Below are 18520 nucleotides of genomic sequence, written 5' to 3' on the forward strand. Positions count from 1 at the left end.
CTTTAAACTTTTTTCCAAAAATATGGGGTGAATAAAATCAGTACTGTAAATAGCTCTAGCCTACCCAAAAGCATAAGGATAGACAAAACCCACTTGGCTAATACGGGGATTTCTCCAAAATGATCTACCGGTCCAACATTTCCTAAACCAGGACCAATGTTACCCAGACAGGTGGCCACTGCACTGATGGAGGTCATAAAATCTACTCCAATGAATGATACCAAAATCGACCCGAATGCGAAAATGGATATATAGATCATGATAAAGGCCAGGATGTTAAAAGTGATGTCCTTATGTACCGCCTTTCCATTGAACCTTACTGGCAAAATCGCTGAAGGGTGCAATTGTCTTTTGAGCTCTAGTATACTGTTTTTCACCAGTATAAGATGACGTACGATTTTAACACCTCCTGCAGTACTACCTGCGCTAGCTCCCACGAACATCAATACAAACAAAAGTAAGACTACTTCATAAGGCCACTGGGTATAATCTGCCGTGACATATCCGGTAGTGGTGATGACGGAGACTACCTGAAACAAAGCCTGACGAATAGAAAGCTCTAGTCCCTGACCTTGTGTTTGATAAACACCAATGCTTATCAAGGTCATTACCAAAAACGTAATGATTAGATAGAATCTGAATTCTTCATTTTTGAGGACGGTCTTGAACTGACCATGCAAAGCAAAATAGGTCACTGTAAAATTGGTGCCTGCCAAAAACATAAAGAAAATGATCACATACTGAATGAAAGGCGATTGGTAATAGGCAATACTGGCATTCTTAGTAGAAAATCCCCCAGTTGCCATTGTAGTCAAAGCATGGTTGATGGCATCATAAAAGGTCATACCACCTGCCCACAACAATATCATCTCCACTAGGGTCAAAGCCACATAGATGAACCAGAGCCGTTTGGCCGTTTCGGTAATTCTCGGTTTCAGTTTGTCTGGTGAGATACCTGGAGCCTCTGCCACGAACAGCTGCATACCTCCAATACCCAACAGTGGCAAGATCGCCACCGCCAGCACAATGATTCCCATACCCCCGATCCACTGCGTCAGACTCCTCCAAAAAAGAATTCCTTTATCAAGGCCCTCAATATCTGTCAATATGGTCGCGCCCGTAGTAGTAAAACCTGATATGGTCTCAAAAAAAGCGTCCGTAAAATCGGGAATCGAACCACTAAGAATATAAGGCAAGGTCCCAAATAAAGACATGGACAACCAACCGAGCGTTACGATGAGATACCCATCCTTTTTTTTCAGATCCTTAGAACGATTCTTTTGGGTAAGGGCAAATATCATGTAACCAATGATCATGGCCGAAGCGCCTGATATCAGCAAGGCATTCAAATCTTTGCCTCCAAAATAAAGGCTGAAAGGAACGCAAGTCATCATAAAGGCTCCATTCAATAGAATCAGGAGACCCAAAATGTTTAAAATGACTTTGTAATTGAATCTCATTTGAAGAAGCTTTCTACCTTTCTGATGCATTCAGGTTTAGATAGCACCACAACTCGGTCTTTTGGTTCGAAAGTAAAATTACCTCTGGCAGTGATTCCTTGCCCTCTTCGGATTACCCCGCCGATAATCGCCGAATGAGGGAAGTCCAGATTTCTCAGCTCTGCCTCCAGGATTTTTGTATCTTCTTTCACTTCGAACTCTACTATCTCCGCATCCACACCATGAATAGTAGTCATATTGACCACTTCTCCTTTTCGGATATAGCGGAAAATAAAGCTCGCCGCAATCAATTTTTTATTGATCATGGTGTCCACTCCTATGTTCTGAGATAGGTGGATGTAGTCCATGTTCTCGACCAGGGAAATAGTCTTGGGCACACCGTGGTTTTTGGCTACCAGAGAAGAAATCATATTGGTTTCGGAGTTTCCCGTCACAGCGATGAATGCGTCCATATCGTCGATTCCTTCTTCCTTCAGCAATTCCACATCTCGACCATCGCCATTGATGATCATGGTGTTAGGCAAAGAATCGGCCAGGTCGAAACATTTGTCACGATCTTGCTCGATCAGTTTGATATTGTATTTTTTGCTCAGCTGTCTGGCAGCCTGGATGCCAATCTTACTTCCACCCAGAATCATGATATTCTTGATGGATTCGCGCTGCTTACCAGCCAAGTCCAATACTCTGTCTACCCCATTGGGCTGACAGATGAAGTAGGCGTGATCGTTGAGTTCAAACTTGTTGTCACCGTGAGGAATGATCGTCTCCTCCCCTCTAAGAATGGCAACTGTAATAAATGAATAATCGGGATTGAGATAAGCCGTTTCTACAAGAGTTTTATCCTTTAGTTCCGACTCCTCATCTATAGAAATCCCAACCAGCGATAGCACCCCTTTTTCGAAATCAAAAGTATCCGTCAATGCATTTTCCTTCAGCAACCTTTTGATCTCCTTGGCTGCAAGCGATTCAGGTGAAATCACTTCATCGATACCCACAGATTTCAAATCCAAAATATCCTTTCTTTGGATATACTCAGTATTGCTGACTCTGGCGATCGTTTTCTTCGCTCCTAAACTCTTGCCAATAATAGAAGTGGAGATATTGGTGGTCTCGGATTCAGTCACTGCGATCAGCAGGTCTGCCTTAGACACCTCTGCCTCCTCCAGTATTTTGTAAGAGGTGGAATTGCCCTTGGTCGTATGTACGTCCAGGTGATTGGAGATATACTGGAGCCTATCGTCATCCATGTCTATGATGTTGATGTCATGTGACTCAAAGGCTAAAAGTTTAGCCAAGTGAAAGCCCACATCTCCTGCTCCTGCTATGATTATCCTCATTGAATTCTATTGAGTATTCATTGAATCTGGACAAATATAAATTAATCATCCTATCCATGATACTACTTTGATGTTTAGTTAAACCCAGTGGTTAGGTTGGGCTACTATTTTTTACCTCTGGTCATTTCCTTCTTACCTGGAGGGCCTTCTAATTCTTCGGCAACAAAACCTGCCGATTTAAAATCTCTTTTGAACTGCCCTTGCGCACAATAGGTCACAAATACACCGCTCTTTTTTAAGGCATTATACATTTTCTCCAGCACCTCTGGCTGCCACATTTCTGGTTGCTTGGAGGGGGCAAAAGCATCGAAATACACCAAATCAAAGGACATATCTTCCGGCTTGAATTCAAAAATGTCCGTCTCTAATTTTTGGATAGAAAAATTCTGAGAAACCTTTTCCATAGAGTTCCACTTAGCCTCATGCACACTTTTGAATAGCTTTTGATCACTTTCTGACTGAGCATAATTAAGCTGACTCCAGATTTCCTTTTCGAGAGGAAATTTCTCCAACGTCACAAAATTGACCTTGATTCCTAAATTAGCTGCTTCCACGGCTGTCAACCAGGCATTCAGTCCTGTTCCAAAACCCACTTCCAGAATGTTGACTTCCTTGAGTGCAGGCTGTTCTTTTAGCAAATGCTTCAGCCCTTTGTCTATAAAAACATAGAGGGATTCGGTGACAGCCCCATGTGTCGAATGATAGGTCTCATTCATCTCAGGCAATAGCAAAGAATGCGATCCGTCTCTGGTTTCGAATATTTCTACCTTAGGCATTTTTGAAAATCAAAACTGTAGCATGCGCAGATACTCCTTCTTCTTTCCCCACAAACCCAAGCTTTTCAGTGGTAGTGGCCTTGATTGAAATGTCATGTTCATCCATGTTCATCACTTGCGCCAAAACCGTCTTCATCTTATCGATGTGCGGGTTGACTTTCGGCCTCTGGAGACAAACAGTGGTGTCGATATTACCAACCTCATACCCTGCATCTCGAAGCAACTTCATCACATCCTTCAGTAAAATCTTGCTATCAATCCCTTTGTACTGAGGGTCGGTATCGGCAAAATGATAACCTATATCTCTCATATTGGCCGCTCCAAGCAATGCATCGCAAATCACATGAATCAGAACATCCGCATCCGAATGTCCCACTGCGCCATGAGTATGCTCCAGCTTAATACCTCCAAGCCAAAATTCTTCTCCCTCTGCTAGTTGATGGACATCATACCCATATCCTACTCTGATGTTTGGTTTCATTACTTCAATTCTTATAGTTCTTTAGCTTTCTCCCAATACTGATCCATTTCCTCCAGCGTCATTTCACCCATGGTCTTGCCGTCTTTTTTACTTTCGGATTCTAAATATTGAAAGCGCTTGATAAATTTCTTATTCGTGCGCTCTAGTGCTTCCTCAGGATCAATCCCCACGAATCGCGCATAATTGACCATAGAAAAGAGTACATCTCCGAACTCATCCATGGCCTTTTCCTTTTCGTTCTGTTCTATTTCTTCTTTGAACTCAGCTAGCTCTTCCTGCACCTTGTCCCAGACCTGTGCCTGATCATCCCAGTCAAAACCTACTCCGCGGGCCTTCTCCTGGATACGCATGGCTTTGACCATAGCAGGTAGAGATTTCGGTACTCCGCCCAATACAGACTTGTTCCCTTTCTCTTTCAGTTTCAACTTTTCCCAGTTGGCTTTGACTTGCGCTTCATCTTCGGCTTTTACATCCCCATATATATGAGGATGGCGATAAATCAACTTTTCACAGATCCCATTCAACACATCTGCCACATCAAATTCACCTTTCTCCTGTGCGATCCGAGCATAGAAGACCATGTGCAGCATGATGTCACCCAATTCCTTTTTTACCTCTGGTAGGTCATTTTCTAATATCGCATCTGATAGCTCATAAGTCTCCTCTATGGTCAGGTGTCTGAGGGTCTCCAGCGTCTGTTTCTTATCCCAGGGGCAATTTTCCCTCAGCTCATCCATCACGGTTAGCAATCGATCAAAAGCTTTGAGTTTTTCGGGTCTGTTTAGGTCTGGTTTACTCTTCGCTTCACTCATAATAATATGATTTGCAAGGGACTTTAGTTGACAAAATGATAAGGATCACTAATTCTTTCGTGAAAGAAGCAACAAAGCTATTGGCTTTAATGTATAAATTTGCAGCAAGTATTCGGAAATTATGACAACAGTACTTTTAGGAATAGGATTAGTCGGTATATTTTTCATTTTTATGAGCGTAAGACTCATCTTTTTGAAAAATGGAGAGTTTAAAGGCACATGTGCGTCGCAAAACCCCTATCTCAACAAAACGGGTGAACCATGTGGCTACTGTGGTAAAACAGTTACTCCTGGAGCCTCATGTGGCAATCCAGATAATGAAGTAGACAAAGTATTGGGCAAATTCAACTAGCACATATTTAGCAACCTTTTTTAACTAACCTTGGAGCTGGGAATTGTTTTCAAACAGCCAATAGCTTTGTGCTTTGAAAGCTTTGAATACCTTTGCGCTCCCAAAAAACTACTAGCGTAGATGACATTGATTAAATCTATCTCCGGAATCCGGGGAACCATTGGAGGCAAGAAGGGAGAATCTCTCACTCCCAATGATGTAGTAAAATATGCAGCTGCTTTTGGTCAATGGGCCAAAGAAAACAGTGAATTCAGAAAGATTGTAATCGGAAGAGACGCACGTCCTTCTGGTGAGCTGATTGCCAAAATGGTATCAGGCACCTTGCAAAGCCTCGGAATAGATGTGGTGGATTTGGGTCTGTCGACCACCCCTACTGTAGAAATGGCTGTACCGGCAGAACAAGCAGCAGGCGGTATTATCATCACGGCTAGCCACAATCCAAATGGATGGAATGCGTTGAAACTACTCAATGCAGATGGCGAATTCATCAATGATGAGCAAGGCAAGAAAGTATTGGAATTGGCAGATTCTGGTGAAATCAAATTTGCTTACTCCAAAGACTTGGGTGAATACAAAGTAGATAATAGCTACTTTGATTTCCACATCGACAAGATTTTAGAACTACCCCTGGTAGACGTTGAAACGATCAAGAACGCCAATTTGAAGATTGCTGTAGATGCAGTCAACTCTACGGGAGCTCTGGCCATTCCAAAATTGCTAGACAAACTAGGTGTTCGTGATTATAAAATATTCTACGATGAGCCTAACGGCTTATTTCCTCACAATCCTGAACCACTTCCAGAAAACATTACCCACATCTGTAACGAAGTAGAAAGTGGGAGATACAATCTGGGCATTGTAGTGGATCCGGATGTGGATAGATTGGCCTTTGTAGCTGACAATGGCGAGCCATTCGGTGAAGAGTACACGTTGGTGATGATTGCAGATTATGTGTTGAAAAACACACCGGGTAACACCGTCTCTAACATGTCATCTACCCGCGCCCTGAAAGATGTAACGCTGAAAAACGGTGGACAATATGAGGCCTCCGCAGTAGGAGAAGTCAATGTGGTCACTAAAATGAAGGCTACCAATGCTGTCATCGGCGGTGAAGGAAACGGCGGTGTGATCTATCCTGAACTACACTATGGACGTGATGCTCTGGTTGGGATTGCTTTATTCCTGACGGCTCTGGCTAAGTTTGGTAAATCTTCTTCTTTTATGAGAGCAACTTACCCGAACTACCACATCTCCAAAAACAAGATTGACTTGACCAAGGACATAGATGTGGATCATGTGTTGGCAGAAGTGAAGAAAAAGTACGAAAAACATCCAATCAATACTGAGGATGGGGTTAAAATCGACTTTGAGAGCGAGTGGGTACATCTGCGCAAATCGAATACTGAGCCGATCATTAGAATCTACTCAGAATCTGAATCGCAAAACACTGCAGAAGTACTGGCCAAGAAAATCATGATGGACATCAAGGAAATCGTAAGCGAGAAGGTAGAGGATTAAATCTGCTTTTTTGATTCCATTTATCTCGCATTAGAGAGCAAAGGCGCTTAGTCTTCTAGCTTAAATCGAATTCTAAGCGTCACCTCATCTTCTACTAACTGCCCCTCTTCTCTTGAGGGGTTCCAGCTTGGTCCTTCTTGGATGAGTCGGATGGCCTCTTCATCACAGCCATGCCCCAACCCTTTTTTGATTTCGAAATCAGAAAGGCTTCCCGTATCGCTAACTTTAAACTTAACCACTACTTTTCCCTCCAATTGAAGGAAATGTGCCTCTTTTGGATACTCCAAATTCTCCTTGACATATCTACGAAAAGCTATAAAACCTCCATCAGGATAGGCTTCATTGTCAGGTTTTGGAGTAGTGCTGGTTCCATAACCCACTACGACCACTTCCTCTAAAGAAGCTACATCCTCGCTCATTTCTATTGTGACAGGTGCAAAGCTATCTGGCTTGATTTCTTTCTTGTTATAACCAATGAAACTAGCGACCAGGAGATCATCTTCATTTTCCAACCCAATCTCAAAATTGCCATCGATATCGGTAATCGTTCCGGTCGTACTGCCTTTAACAATTACTGTGGCTCCAGGTATGCCTTCTCCAGATGCATCTACCACTTTTCCTTTGACCAATCGCGGACCGGCATATGCACTTCTCTCAACAACAGCTACGGAACCTGTCACTGATTGCTTTTTTTGTACGCCGTAGCTTACGACTTCCACAGTCTCCAATTCCATTCCTTCTACAACAACATCCTCATCTGCTGCGAAAGCACTTTCTTCTTCAACCTTAACTCCTGAAACCACCCCTTGTAACTCTTGTACAATTTGGGCTTCTTCCTCCTCTGTAATCACCCTTTCATCGCTAACTTCCCTTTGTCTGGCAACAGGTTTTGGAGCCAGCGCCAATTCTTCAACCACGGGTTGGGGAGCGATCTTTTGTTCAGACTCCATTCTAGCCTTCTCCATTCTGATCGATTCAGCGGCCTTTTGTCTTTCGATATTCTCAGGGGCATTTGACATTTCTTCTTTGGACTCATCTGTCACTTCCTGTTTCTCTGATTCCTCTACAGTCACCTCATCTTGGACAGGCTCGGGCTGAGACAGTTCTTTCTGCTCTTGTTCCTCTTCCTCCAAAGGTGCCTCCTTGATCACTACTTCATCACTTGGTAACAGCTGATCCACTACCAGCCACATCGTGATGGAGCTCACAAAAAGCAAAGCAATCGTTGCAGCTATACCTAGTGGTCGTTTCCACAGCGGTAGTACTTTGGTCTCCTCCTTGTCCTCTTTCGGCAATCTGTCTCTAAGTCCACGAAGTGATGAACCAAGATCGAATTCATGAGCCTCTAGACCTTGCATGGCCTCTGCCTCGAAGGGGTGGTCCAGCAAGAAGCGCTCCACTGCATGACGCTCCCGTGGACTCAACTTACCCTTGAGATAAGCATCCATCATTTCAGGACTCAGCTCCTTCAGTGGGTCAATATGTTTGCGATCTTTACTCACTTTGCTCCATGCATATTTTTAGATTTCGCTTTCCGTTTTGGATGTAGCTCTTTACTTTCTTCAGATCAAAATTGGTACTATCTGCTATCTCCTGATAGCATTTTTCCTGAAGAAAGAACAAATCGACACAGCGCTTTTGTTCCTCCTTCAGCTTTGCGATACAAGACTTTAGTTTTTCCAGATTGTCTTCCAGCCGAGTCTCATCCTCATGATGCTGGAATGGCTCGGATTCCATAAAAGCCTCGCCAATTTCTTCTTCATGCCCTCTTGACTTTTGCTTACGCAATTTCATCAGGCAGTGATTTCGAGTGAGCACATAGAGCCAACTTTTGAAATGATCCACTTCGTGATTTTGTAGCTTGACCACCAGCTCTTCGAAGATCTCAATGACTGCATCCTGAGCCTCTGCTTTGCTCTTCAGATATTTGAGACAAACGCCAAGTACCAGGTGCATGTACTGCTCGTACAGCTCTCCGAGCAATTCCATATCACCCGAGCGCTTATAGGCCTGGATGATCTCCTTATCTGTATTTGGCTTGTTTACTGTCAATCTCGGGAAGATATCACACTTTAGGCAATCATCCGATTAACTGCCCATCGATCAATCTAAAAATTTTTTCAAAAACTTTTATGGAATCCTGATTGGCCCTGCATCCTAGTAGCAAAATGTTTCACTAAAAACCGAAGAACCATGAGACGGATTACAATATTTCTACTCACATTCATCATCGCTACTGCAGCACAGAGCCCACAAGTAGCCAGACAAATCACCGGACAAGTCATCAGCGCAGATGATGGAAACCCAATAGCGGGCGTTAATGTCATTATTAAAGGTAGCCCTCAGGGCACTATCACCGATCTGGATGGCCGATACAGCATTTCTGTCATGGAAGGGAAAACGCTGAGCTTTTCTTTCATCGGCTATGTCACCAAGGAAATAAAAGTCGAGAAGCAAAGCGTAATCAACTTGGCACTCGAACCCGACATGGCTCAGCTGGAGGAAGTAGTCGTAGTAGGCTATGGAGCACAAGAAAGAAGTTTTGTCACCGGTAGTATTGCGAAGGTGGTAAACAGAAAAGCCAAAGCCTCTGCTCCATCTATGATGATGTACGATGAATCCGCAATTCAGTATAATACTGAAGAATATGAAGCGATAGAAGAAAACATCTTTCATCAGCCCAAAAACAAGCCACTTTCTACTTTCTCCATCGATGTAGATGCGGCTTCTTACAGCAACATGCGACGTTTCATCAACAATGGCCAGAAGCCTCCTAAAGATGCAGTCCGCATTGAGGAAATGATCAATTATTTCAGCTATAACTATAAAGAACCCACTGGAGACGATCCTTTTTCAATCAATACAGAAATAGCGCAGGCTCCCTGGAACGAACAACATCAGCTTGTACATATTGGTCTTCAGGGCAAAAACATTCCAACGGAGAATTTGCCGCCTTCTAATCTGGTTTTTCTACTCGATGTATCTGGCTCCATGAGTAGCCCAAATAAATTGCCGCTGTTGAAATCAGGGTTCAAACTACTGGTGCAGCAGTTGAGACCGCAGGACCGAGTAGCCATCGTAGTTTATGCTGGGGCGGCTGGTATGGTCTTGCCCTCCACCTCTGGCAAGGAAAAGGATAAAATCCTTGAAGCATTGGACAAATTGCAAGCCGGAGGCAGCACAGCCGGTGGCGCAGGTATCAACCTGGCCTACCAAATCGCCAAGGAGAACTTCCAGCCAGAAGGTAACAACCGAATCATTCTCGCCACTGACGGGGATTTCAATGTGGGAGAATCCAGCAACGCATCCATGGAGCGGTTGATCGAGAAAAAGAGAGAAGAAGGGGTTTTCCTCACCGTATTGGGATTCGGCATGGGCAACTACAAGGATTCAAAAATGGAAACGTTGGCTGATAAAGGCAATGGCAACTATGCCTATATCGATAACATATTGGAAGCCAAAAAGGTACTGGTCAACGAATTTGGCGGAACGCTGTTCACCATAGCCAAAGACGTAAAAATCCAGGTAGAATTCAATCCTACTAAGGTGCAAGCCTACCGATTGATCGGCTATGAAAACCGTGCTTTGAAAGATGAGGATTTCAACGATGACAAAAAGGATGCAGGTGAACTAGGTGCAGGACACACAGTGACTGCCCTTTACGAAATCATTCCAGTAGGGGTCATAAGCAAATTCAGTCCTGTGGACGACCTCAAATATCAGGAAACCAAAATAACAGAAAGCGCCAGCGCCTCCAATGAACTCATGAACGTAAAACTCAGATACAAAAGTCCAAAGGGCAGCGAAAGTCAATTGATCGAGCAGCCTCTGATGGACCGCAGCGTTGATTTGAGCGAAAGTTCGGAAAACTTCAGATGGTCGGCCAGTGTGGCAGCATTTGGGATGATCCTGAGAGACTCAGAATTCAAAGGGGATTTTGAAACGAAAGACGCGCTTGCAATGGCAAAGGCAGCTAAAGGAACGGATGTGAATGGTTACAGATCAGAATTCATACAACTGGTCAAAAGCTATCAGCTGATGGCGATGTGATGAATTAACGTCAAAGAGGTTTTGAACCTCTTTGACGTTTCCTTGTATTCCCGAAATCTCCATTTAGATTCATTATATTTGATATACTAAAGACATAGACATCCGGATATGAAGGTAATTTTAGACATAGATGATAGCAACACTACCGCTTTTCTAAAGCTGGTAGAAGGACTAGATTACGTGAACATCTTAAAAACCATAAGTAACGAAAAGACAGAACAGTCTATTCAAGACTTAGTAGAAGCCTTCGAAGATGTGCGCTTACACGAGGATGGGAAAAAACAACTCAAATCAGCCTCTGATTTATTGAATGGACTTTTGGCTTGAGCGCAAAAAAAGTCTCATTTGGCAAGGCATACCGAATGAGACTTCTCCTTACGTCGTAGTGACGTTCATTTAATTTATTACTTCTTAGCAGGGATAGTCACCTGAACTACCACGTCTGGCCAAAGCTTAGAGACACCATCGGCGCCTTTGTGCAACAGCTCACATACGCTGTTGAGCGAATCTATCGCGGCTCCACCATTCCAGTTAGTCACGTCTACAGTAGTGGTCATCACCACAGTAGAGTCAGTCGCTGCATAGGTGAAAGGAACTGTATTAGTCGTGTCATTCATCATCAAAGAAACTTCGCCTTTACCATCCTTGGCAGACAAGATGCTTCCTTTTATCTCTGGAGTGTTGAATACACCGAAAAATGATTCTCTGATTTTAGGATCACGAGTTGCCTCATTTGAGTTGACGCTTTCGGTGGTAATCACGAAACTACCGTCAGTCAAAAGGCTATCGATAGTAGATCCAGTTCCTGGAGTAACTGCTACTTGATCAAAAGTACCTGATACACCTACTCGATCAGTCAATTTAAAAGCTGTCCACTTGATTTTAGCGGCTGATGGATCGTAAGTCACCACTTCTTTTTCCTCACTTGCAGTCTCTCCACCTTTCTTAGTAGAACATGCAAAAGTCACCACGAGGGCTGCTAATATTAATATGTTGTTTTTCAATTTCATGTGTTTGTGTTTTTTAACGGTGAACTCAAATTTAACACAATGAAATAGGGATACAATAGAAGTAGCCATGATTAAAGGCTTTGTCAAGCTGTTCTCCCATTCAGGCCTAATAGAGATCAGTCCTTGACAAAGCCGGAACCACATGGTGTTTCCTCCTACTGGTCCAAAAGAATTACATCACAGGATGACGAATGATGGTTTTGAGCTTTGACTCTGCCGTTTTTCTTGGATCGCTCAGGTAGATTTCCTTGTGATAGCCACGGTGTTTCAAGCCCTCTTCCTTCATTAAATTGAGAATCTTATCTACCGTTGGCCCCTCCTCTTCATAGGATCCCAAGTGAAGACATTGCACGCATTTGCCCTGCTCTATAATTTCATATTGGACATCAGCCACCTGTTTCCCCTTCTCTTTGGCAACAGCCATTCCCTGTTTGTATACCTCATCACTCACAGATATCGGCATTCGGATCATGATTCTCCAGCACCATTCTTCTCTTGCGACCGATATAAAATCAGATTGCCTCTCAGGGCCACCTTTCACCCACCATTCGCACTCCATCTTGGGCACTTTAAAATCGAGATCATCCGCCTTCTGCAAAAATTTAATCGCATATGCCAGCTGATAGATCTTCTCAATTGCACCTAAAAAGATCTCATCCTCTGGAGCGCACTGACCCGCAATCGTCAAGTAAGGATAAGTCCCAAAATCCTCTACAGCCGCCTCAGTTTTTGCCCTATAATATGACTTATCTGTAATGGCCAAATCTAGTTTTTCTGCAATCATGACGCTTAGTTTTTAAAGTGATCAGAAAATTTCATCTCCTCCAGATAGTTCATCAGCAATCCAAACTGTGGATGTTTTTCGAACTCCTTTTCAGCCTCCTTGGCGTTTTCATAGTTGTCCCACACTACCCAATCCATGAGTTGATTGGCCTTGCTGCACGAGCGAAAGCTATGTACTCCCTTGAACCCTGCCATTCCCTCCAAACAGCTTTTCACTATGTGCTGGACTTTGCCGTACTCCTTCTCAAATTCATTTTTGATCGTATAGACAATCACTTCTTTGATTTCCGTATTCATTTGTTCTATGGTTTTGATTTGAACACAAAGAAATCAGGCAGAGTGACAGCCCTATGTCACTCTATTTTAGGGATGGAAAAAAAATTATAGATAGTGCTCGAAAATCTCCCGACTCAGCTCTTTTGCCCTTTTGATCAAAGAGGGAGGAGAAAGAATCCTGCCATACTTGCCATGCATCATCATCCAGTGCACAAAGAAGTGATGATCCGGAATCACAAATTTCATCTCTGTCCATTCCTGTCCCTTCTTCTCACTGACAAAGCCATAATTGTATTTGGCATCAGATATAAAACGAGTGATATCATTTCGGATTTCTACTGTCACTTCTTCCACATCAAAGCGACTGAGTTGCTCTTTCAGAAAATCATCGTAGTTTGGATAGTCGCAGGGATCAAAAGTCTCCTCCAGCAACATCAGCTCTCGAACCCTCGTCGTTCTAAAATCTCGAATCTGTTTGCGCAGAAAGCAAAAGCCAATAATGTGCCAGTTGTCGTTGTAATAGACCAAACCCAACGGAGCTACCTTTCTTTGATTGATCGATTCGCTGTAGTTGGAGTAATACAACATATCTACCAAAAGATGACCTGCGACGGCTTTCTGAATATCTGGAAAAAAACGATCCTGATCTTCCGTATCGCTGGAATGTCGAAATTGCAAAACCTGCACTTTATCCTCCAGTGTTTGAAGATAGTCCTTATCAGAATAGCGCAATACCGCCTTTATTTTCAGCAACGCTTCCTCAAACGCTCGATAGGTCTTTTTATCCGCCTTAGGCGCCAGCAGTTTTCCTCCCAGCAAAAGAGCAGCCGCCTCCTCCTTGTTCAACATCACCGGAGGCAAATGGTAACCCTCGACGATAAAGTAGCCCTCCGCTGCATCACCTCCGATGGGAACACCCGCTTCCGTCAGTGCTCGGATATCTCTAAAGACTGTACGCCGACCAATCTCAAAGCGCTCCTCGATCTCTACTAGAGGCACACGTTTCTTGCTTTGGAGCTGGATCAAAATGGCAGTAAGGCGGTCGATACGGTTCATGATTTATCAATTAGGCGGTAGCTCCGGATATGGGATGATGGATTCTATCAATAAGGCCACTCCACTCTTGCACATCATGGTCAATGTGATGATGATCACGCTGACCACTATCGCCACTCCGATATTGTTGTTTCGGATTTCCTCAAATTCCTTGATAGGCGTGATTCTGGCATAAAGCAGCGTACTGAGTAGACCTATGATCATAGCAAAAAAGTAGGCGATACCAATGTAGATGGCTCCTTGACCCAGGTATTTAAAAACAAGCAACCATTGACTTTCACTCTGACTGAGCAAGCGAAAAGAAGACAACAAAGGCTGAATCACCGAGCTGACCAAATACCCTACAGAAAATAAAATACTCGCTGTATAGATGCTATAGGCAAGGTTTTCCTGCTCGCGAATCCCGTGATACCTCTGTCCAATCCATTTGACCAATTTGTAAGTCAGTGCCAAAATAAACACTCCAATACTGAGGGCAGAAAAAATCTCAAGCAGACCTAAAACAGCTATTCTATAATTCATGATAACGCAATTTTCCAGTAGTTGATATTTTGCATATCCGGTGGCAACATACCTATTTGCCAACCTTTACCGGTCGTTTCCCAAAAGTAATATTTCTTGTGCTGGTACATGTAATAATCACCCGTTGCAGTAGTGTTCACCGCCAGCATGGCATGTCGATATTGCTTGCTGATCATGATCATGGCATCATAGCCCAATGCCTCCAAAACGGCATACAATAGTAAGCATCTGGTATCGCAATCACCCTTAAGTGAATAGATGAACTCTGGTCCAGACAAGACGCCAAATTTATGCCCCCCTTCACAAGAACCCGAATTAGTACCTTCATCACAAGAGCCCGTTTTGATGAGTACGTATGGAATATCCTGAACTAAGGAAACTATCGTGGATAGTTGCTGAGATGGTGTCATTGCCCCCAGTGCTAAATGATTCCGCAAAGAGTCCACAAAATATTCTAGCCGCTCTCTGTTTTGTTCAACCAACTGAGCGTAGATCGTGCCCCAGTGCTGGTTGTATTTCATATTTTCCATAGGGTGATTCAACCTTTCACGATCAGCTTTAGAAGCTTCACTCGTCAGCATACTACTTTCATAAGTTAGGCAATGCTGATCATGGTTGCTCATCCAATTTCTGGTATGCAGATAGTTTCCCGTTCGCGTATCTTTTAGGCTTTCTTCAAAACACTCTATGGAAGTATCCTCATCCAAGCCCACTGACGATATTATTCTGAAGATCACAAAAACGATAAAACCGAATACCCACCAAAAAATCTTGTTCTTCAATGTCCATTAGTTAAAAATGAATTCGAATATCATTTAAAATGTGACAAAATAAAATGGCTCTTAAATATTTTGGTTGAGAGAACATAGTATTGTTTGGTTAATGGAGCCGCTTAAATATAGATGACGAAATTTTATTCTTACATTCTGGCATAATCCTTATATTATTTTGCCTTATCAGTATAATCCCGGGCATTATATAACAAAACGCAGTTTTTCTTCAAATAATCCTATTCCAAATCGCTGCTTCCGATCATGAGCAATCATCAGAATCTATCAAGATAGATTAAAAAAAAATTGCGGAGAATGGTCTCACATCAAATCATACCTATCTCTTCTATTTCGGCGATTTTTTCAAAAAACCGCCGCATTGTGCATCAAAAGCATTTCTTAGCCGTTGAATATTTCAATAGTAAAAGGTTTTTAATTGAAGTAGATTATTTAGTTTTGCAAATGTTTCAGCACTGAACTATTTTGCTGACTGAAACAAATACTTTATAAAATCAGTGAAAATAGAACAAGAAATTATCGCGAGTATTAGAAAAATCATACGAGCCGTAGACATCTACTCGAATCGATTGAAAGAGCAAATTGGTCTCAACTCTTCGCAGCTTACTTGTCTCAATTATCTGAGTCAGTATGGACCAAGATCGATTTCAGAATTGGGTAAGATGCTTAATCTGTCTCCCAGTATGTTGACCAATATCATTGATCAATTGGAGTCTAGATTATTAGTAGAGCGTGTGAGATCTGATAAGGATCGCAGGATCATCAAAATAGAGATGACCAACATGGGTGAAGAGATATTGAATAACTCTCCTATGTTCTTGCACAAGAAGTTGGAAAACAATTTGTCTGATCTTTCGGAAGACAAGAGAAAACAAATTTTGGATTCGCTGAGCCTACTCATCACTGCCATAGAAGCAGAAGATGTTGACTCAAGTCCAATCTTGGCAACTGGAGAAAATATAGTTGGAGAACCAGAAATAACAATAAACAAAGAGGGTGAATTCAAGCCCAAGCATTAACAAATGAGTACAGTGTTTTTAGAGCCTGTTCTCATTCAATTTAAACCTTATATATGAATCTAAATATTCAAAAGCCGCAGTTAACTGACGGGAAAGAAATTTGGAAGCTAATTAAACGTACTGGAAATCTAGACCTTAATTCTGAGTACTGCTACTTCATGCTCTCAGATCTGTTCAAAGATTACTGTGCCATTGTCACCTCGCCGGACCAGACCGATATCCTCGGATATGTGTCCTGCATCCCGAGGCAAGACGACAGTCAGACCTTATTTGTCTGGCAAGTATGCACGGATCCACGAATTCAGAAAAGAGGGATGGCTAAGAAGCTCATCAATTTTGTGATCGAGCAGCAATCAGAAAAAGTAGAATTCATTGAAGCCACGATATCAGATGATAATCAAGGCTCCATTGCACTCTTTACCTCTCTGGCCAAAAGTTATGGCGCAGAGATGAAAAAAGAGAACTACATCGAGGCATCGGATTTCAACGACAGTCACGAGTCAGAATACATTTATAAAATCGGAAAATTGAACTATTAATATAATGGAACAGGTTAGAAAACACGAATCGAATGTAAGAGGGTATAGTAGAAGTTTCCCCGTAACATTCACAAGCGCAAACGGAGCAGTGATCCACGATACGGACCACAAACAATACATCGACTTTCTGGCGGGAGCCGGAGCATTGAACTATGGGCACAACAACCCATTCTTCAAAATGAAGTTGATGGACTACATCGATAAAAATGGAGTAACGCACGGATTGGACTTATCAACAGAGGCCAAAGAGCATTTCATCCAGATTTTTAATAAATACATCCTGGAGCCACGTGAATTGAAATACAAGATGCAATTCACAGGACCTACAGGTACCAATACAGTAGAAGCAGCCATCAAACTGGCACAGATCGTAACCGGTCGTACCAACATCATCACTTTTACCAATGGCTACCATGGTCACAGTAAAGGTGCCTTGAGATTGACTGCCAACGCTCACTATAGAAAAGGACTAGAGAATGAATTGAATCAGTTTACGACTTTCATTCCTTATTTCGGTTTCTTGGATGGCGATTTTGATTCAGCAGATTATCTGGACAAAATCTTGAGTGACTCTGGTAGTGGTACCGACATACCAGCAGCGATCATTCTGGAAACGATCCAGGGTGAAGGCGGTGTGAACGTAGCACCTAAAGAGTGGCTTCAGAAATTGAGAAAAATTACTGAAAAGCACGACATCTTGATGATCGTAGACGATATCCAGGTAGGATGTGGACGTACGGGTAATTTCTTCAGTTTCGAAGATGCTGGTATATACCCAGACATGGTTACCCTATCTAAATCACTTAGTGGATATGGACTGCCTATGTCGTTGCTATTGATCAAACCAGAAATCGATGACTGGAAGCCAGGTCAGCACACAGGTACTTTTAGAGGTAACAACCTTGCCTTTGTGACGGCTGCAGAAGCCATCATCAAATACTGGAAAGACGATGAATTCACACAGGAGATCAAAGGCAAATCAGCCAAACTTCTTAGAATTTTGAATCAAATCGGCGAGGATCACAAAGACATCATCAAAGATGTACGAGGAAAAGGATTGATCGCAGCTGTAGAATGTACAGATGCAGAAACCGCCAGCAGCATTACAGCCGAAGCATTCAGCAATGGACTGATCATCGAAACATGTGGATCTGATGGTAATATCATCAAGTTCCTCCCTCCATTGAACATTCATGAGAATTACCTCAATGAAGGAATCAAAATATTCGAAAAAGCAATTGAAACAATAAAACAAGCAGAATTAGCATGATAGTACGCACGCTAGAAGAAGTCCAGGCGGCAGGCAATGAAGTGAAATCTGACGGTTGGATCAGCAGAAGATACCTGCTGAAAAAAGATGGAATGGGATTTTCGTTTCATGAGACGATCATTGAAGAAGGAGCCAAACTAGAGATGCACTATAAAAACCACCTTGAATCAGTCTACTGTGCCAAGGGAGAAGGTAAAATCACCTCTCTAGCGACGGGTGAGTCCTGGGAAATCAAGCCAGGCACCATGTACGCGCTCAACGAAAACGATCATCACATTCTGGAAGGATATACTGAAATGACCATGCTTTGTGTGTTTAACCCACCCGTAACAGGTCAGGAAAAACACCAGGCAGATGGTAGTTATGCTCTGGTAGAAGACGAATAGTTCTTTTTTTGATCACCTAAAAGGTGAATTACATATTTAGGAATGAGAAGGAATTAACTAGCCTGGTAGGCCGGTTAAAATCTTC

The 18520-nt window shown here is 42.7% G+C and carries 21 protein-coding genes; 8 read left to right on the forward strand and 13 right to left on the reverse strand.

Annotated features, from left to right (window positions below):
• Positions 1–2: 2 nt before the first annotated feature.
• From N7U62_RS16025 to mazG, 5 genes are all read right to left on the reverse strand, one after another.
• Positions 3–1460 (reverse strand): TrkH family potassium uptake protein, encoded by a 1458-nt coding sequence (locus tag N7U62_RS16025; RefSeq protein ID WP_264139024.1) that lies wholly within the window; start codon positions 1458–1460, stop codon positions 3–5.
• A complete protein-coding gene (trkA, locus tag N7U62_RS16030; protein ID WP_264139025.1) occupies positions 1457–2797 on the reverse strand; it encodes a Trk system potassium transporter TrkA in 1341 nt (446 codons plus the stop codon). The genes N7U62_RS16025 and trkA overlap by 4 nt, the downstream gene beginning before the upstream one ends.
• Before the next feature lie 104 nt (positions 2798–2901).
• Positions 2902–3573, reverse strand: a complete 672-nt coding sequence (gene mnmC2 / locus N7U62_RS16035; protein WP_264139026.1) for a tRNA (5-methylaminomethyl-2-thiouridine)(34)-methyltransferase MnmC2 — start codon at positions 3571–3573, stop codon at positions 2902–2904.
• Entirely contained in the window at positions 3566–4054 is a 489-nt protein-coding gene (gene ispF, locus N7U62_RS16040; protein WP_264139027.1) for a 2-C-methyl-D-erythritol 2,4-cyclodiphosphate synthase, read from the reverse strand. The genes mnmC2 and ispF overlap by 8 nt, the downstream gene beginning before the upstream one ends.
• Before the next feature lie 11 nt (positions 4055–4065).
• Positions 4066–4866: a nucleoside triphosphate pyrophosphohydrolase gene (mazG, locus tag N7U62_RS16045; protein WP_264139028.1), complete on the reverse strand. Its 801-nt coding sequence runs from the start codon at positions 4864–4866 to the stop codon at positions 4066–4068.
• Between the two features lie 121 nt (positions 4867–4987).
• Between mazG and N7U62_RS16050 the strand changes: the two genes are divergently transcribed.
• Positions 4988–5218, forward strand: coding sequence for a hypothetical protein (locus N7U62_RS16050; RefSeq protein ID WP_264139030.1), 231 nt, complete (start codon positions 4988–4990; stop codon positions 5216–5218).
• Between the two features lie 120 nt (positions 5219–5338).
• On the forward strand, positions 5339–6736 hold the full coding sequence (glmM, locus tag N7U62_RS16055; RefSeq protein ID WP_264139032.1) for a phosphoglucosamine mutase: 1398 nt from the start codon (positions 5339–5341) through the stop codon (positions 6734–6736).
• 47 nt (positions 6737–6783) lie between these two features.
• Here glmM and N7U62_RS16060 read toward each other — a convergent pair whose 3' ends face one another.
• Both N7U62_RS16060 and N7U62_RS16065 read right to left on the reverse strand, forming a co-directional pair.
• Positions 6784–8238 carry a TonB family protein gene (locus N7U62_RS16060; protein ID WP_264139033.1) on the reverse strand — a complete coding sequence of 485 codons (1455 nt, stop codon included), beginning with the start codon at positions 8236–8238 and terminating at the stop codon, positions 6784–6786.
• Positions 8231–8788 carry an RNA polymerase sigma factor gene (locus N7U62_RS16065; protein ID WP_264139034.1) on the reverse strand — a complete coding sequence of 186 codons (558 nt, stop codon included), beginning with the start codon at positions 8786–8788 and terminating at the stop codon, positions 8231–8233. The genes N7U62_RS16060 and N7U62_RS16065 overlap by 8 nt, the downstream gene beginning before the upstream one ends.
• A gap of 141 nt (positions 8789–8929) precedes the next feature.
• Here N7U62_RS16065 and N7U62_RS16070 point away from each other — a divergent pair, with 141 nt between their 5' ends.
• Positions 8930–10786 (forward strand): vWA domain-containing protein, encoded by a 1857-nt coding sequence (locus tag N7U62_RS16070; RefSeq protein WP_264139035.1) that lies wholly within the window; start codon positions 8930–8932, stop codon positions 10784–10786.
• A gap of 108 nt (positions 10787–10894) precedes the next feature.
• Positions 10895–11113: a hypothetical protein gene (locus tag N7U62_RS16075; protein WP_264139036.1), complete on the forward strand. Its 219-nt coding sequence runs from the start codon at positions 10895–10897 to the stop codon at positions 11111–11113.
• Between the two features lie 77 nt (positions 11114–11190).
• Here N7U62_RS16075 and N7U62_RS16080 read toward each other — a convergent pair whose 3' ends face one another.
• The 6 genes from N7U62_RS16080 to N7U62_RS16105 all read right to left on the reverse strand — a co-directional run bounded on the left by N7U62_RS16080 (position 11191) and on the right by N7U62_RS16105 (position 15215).
• Positions 11191–11796, reverse strand: coding sequence for a YceI family protein (locus N7U62_RS16080; protein WP_264139037.1), 606 nt, complete (start codon positions 11794–11796; stop codon positions 11191–11193).
• A 172-nt stretch (positions 11797–11968) separates the two neighbouring features.
• Positions 11969–12580 (reverse strand): GyrI-like domain-containing protein, encoded by a 612-nt coding sequence (locus N7U62_RS16085; protein WP_264139038.1) that lies wholly within the window; start codon positions 12578–12580, stop codon positions 11969–11971.
• Between the two features lie 5 nt (positions 12581–12585).
• Complete coding sequence (locus tag N7U62_RS16090; RefSeq protein ID WP_264139039.1) at positions 12586–12876, reverse strand: antibiotic biosynthesis monooxygenase family protein; 291 nt, start codon at positions 12874–12876, stop codon at positions 12586–12588.
• 84 nt (positions 12877–12960) lie between these two features.
• Positions 12961–13911 carry a helix-turn-helix transcriptional regulator gene (locus N7U62_RS16095; protein ID WP_264139040.1) on the reverse strand — a complete coding sequence of 317 codons (951 nt, stop codon included), beginning with the start codon at positions 13909–13911 and terminating at the stop codon, positions 12961–12963.
• Positions 13912–13917: 6 nt separating this feature from the next.
• Positions 13918–14433: a DUF350 domain-containing protein gene (locus N7U62_RS16100; protein WP_264139041.1), complete on the reverse strand. Its 516-nt coding sequence runs from the start codon at positions 14431–14433 to the stop codon at positions 13918–13920.
• A complete protein-coding gene (locus tag N7U62_RS16105) occupies positions 14430–15215 on the reverse strand; it encodes a hypothetical protein (protein WP_264139042.1) in 786 nt (261 codons plus the stop codon). Before N7U62_RS16105 ends, N7U62_RS16100 begins: the two co-directional genes overlap by 4 nt.
• A 503-nt stretch (positions 15216–15718) precedes the next feature.
• Here N7U62_RS16105 and N7U62_RS16110 point away from each other — a divergent pair.
• From N7U62_RS16110 to N7U62_RS16125, 4 genes are read left to right on the forward strand one after another with little or no spacing between them, the layout of a single operon-like run.
• Entirely contained in the window at positions 15719–16240 is a 522-nt protein-coding gene (locus N7U62_RS16110) for a MarR family winged helix-turn-helix transcriptional regulator (RefSeq protein ID WP_264139043.1), read from the forward strand.
• Positions 16241–16293: 53 nt separating this feature from the next.
• The gene (gene ectA / locus N7U62_RS16115; RefSeq protein ID WP_264139044.1) at positions 16294–16779 is read left to right on the forward strand and encodes a diaminobutyrate acetyltransferase; all 486 of its coding nucleotides are present in this window, start codon (positions 16294–16296) and stop codon (positions 16777–16779) included.
• A 4-nt stretch (positions 16780–16783) separates the two neighbouring features.
• Positions 16784–18049: a diaminobutyrate--2-oxoglutarate transaminase gene (ectB, locus tag N7U62_RS16120; RefSeq protein WP_264139045.1), complete on the forward strand. Its 1266-nt coding sequence runs from the start codon at positions 16784–16786 to the stop codon at positions 18047–18049.
• The gene (locus N7U62_RS16125) at positions 18046–18435 is read left to right on the forward strand and encodes an ectoine synthase (protein WP_264139046.1); all 390 of its coding nucleotides are present in this window, start codon (positions 18046–18048) and stop codon (positions 18433–18435) included. Before ectB ends, N7U62_RS16125 begins: the two co-directional genes overlap by 4 nt.
• Positions 18436–18520 lie beyond the last annotated feature (85 nt).

Origin of the sequence: Reichenbachiella ulvae (genome assembly GCF_025833875.1) — a bacterium.
In the GTDB taxonomy this organism is placed as follows: domain Bacteria; phylum Bacteroidota; class Bacteroidia; order Cytophagales; family Cyclobacteriaceae; genus Reichenbachiella; species Reichenbachiella ulvae.

What these genes read in the sequence shown, in the direction of transcription:
- N7U62_RS16100 (WP_264139041.1), bottom strand. Translation starts at nt 14,433, where the DNA reads ATGAATTATAGAATAGCTGTTTTAGGTCTGCTTGAGATTTTTTCTGCC.
- N7U62_RS16050 (WP_264139030.1), top strand. Translation starts at nt 4,988, where the DNA reads ATGACAACAGTACTTTTAGGAATAGGATTAGTCGGTATATTTTTCATT.
- trkA (WP_264139025.1), bottom strand. Translation starts at nt 2,797, where the DNA reads ATGAGGATAATCATAGCAGGAGCAGGAGATGTGGGCTTTCACTTGGCT.
- ispF (WP_264139027.1), bottom strand. Translation starts at nt 4,054, where the DNA reads ATGAAACCAAACATCAGAGTAGGATATGGGTATGATGTCCATCAACTA.
- N7U62_RS16125 (WP_264139046.1), top strand. Translation starts at nt 18,046, where the DNA reads ATGATAGTACGCACGCTAGAAGAAGTCCAGGCGGCAGGCAATGAAGTG.
- N7U62_RS16070 (WP_264139035.1), top strand. Translation starts at nt 8,930, where the DNA reads ATGAGACGGATTACAATATTTCTACTCACATTCATCATCGCTACTGCA.
- N7U62_RS16085 (WP_264139038.1), bottom strand. Translation starts at nt 12,580, where the DNA reads ATGATTGCAGAAAAACTAGATTTGGCCATTACAGATAAGTCATATTAT.
- glmM (WP_264139032.1), top strand. Translation starts at nt 5,339, where the DNA reads ATGACATTGATTAAATCTATCTCCGGAATCCGGGGAACCATTGGAGGC.
- N7U62_RS16095 (WP_264139040.1), bottom strand. Translation starts at nt 13,911, where the DNA reads ATGAACCGTATCGACCGCCTTACTGCCATTTTGATCCAGCTCCAAAGC.
- mazG (WP_264139028.1), bottom strand. Translation starts at nt 4,866, where the DNA reads ATGAGTGAAGCGAAGAGTAAACCAGACCTAAACAGACCCGAAAAACTC.
- ectB (WP_264139045.1), top strand. Translation starts at nt 16,784, where the DNA reads ATGGAACAGGTTAGAAAACACGAATCGAATGTAAGAGGGTATAGTAGA.
- N7U62_RS16025 (WP_264139024.1), bottom strand. Translation starts at nt 1,460, where the DNA reads ATGAGATTCAATTACAAAGTCATTTTAAACATTTTGGGTCTCCTGATT.
- N7U62_RS16075 (WP_264139036.1), top strand. Translation starts at nt 10,895, where the DNA reads ATGAAGGTAATTTTAGACATAGATGATAGCAACACTACCGCTTTTCTA.
- N7U62_RS16080 (WP_264139037.1), bottom strand. Translation starts at nt 11,796, where the DNA reads ATGAAATTGAAAAACAACATATTAATATTAGCAGCCCTCGTGGTGACT.
- mnmC2 (WP_264139026.1), bottom strand. Translation starts at nt 3,573, where the DNA reads ATGCCTAAGGTAGAAATATTCGAAACCAGAGACGGATCGCATTCTTTG.
- N7U62_RS16090 (WP_264139039.1), bottom strand. Translation starts at nt 12,876, where the DNA reads ATGAATACGGAAATCAAAGAAGTGATTGTCTATACGATCAAAAATGAA.
- ectA (WP_264139044.1), top strand. Translation starts at nt 16,294, where the DNA reads ATGAATCTAAATATTCAAAAGCCGCAGTTAACTGACGGGAAAGAAATT.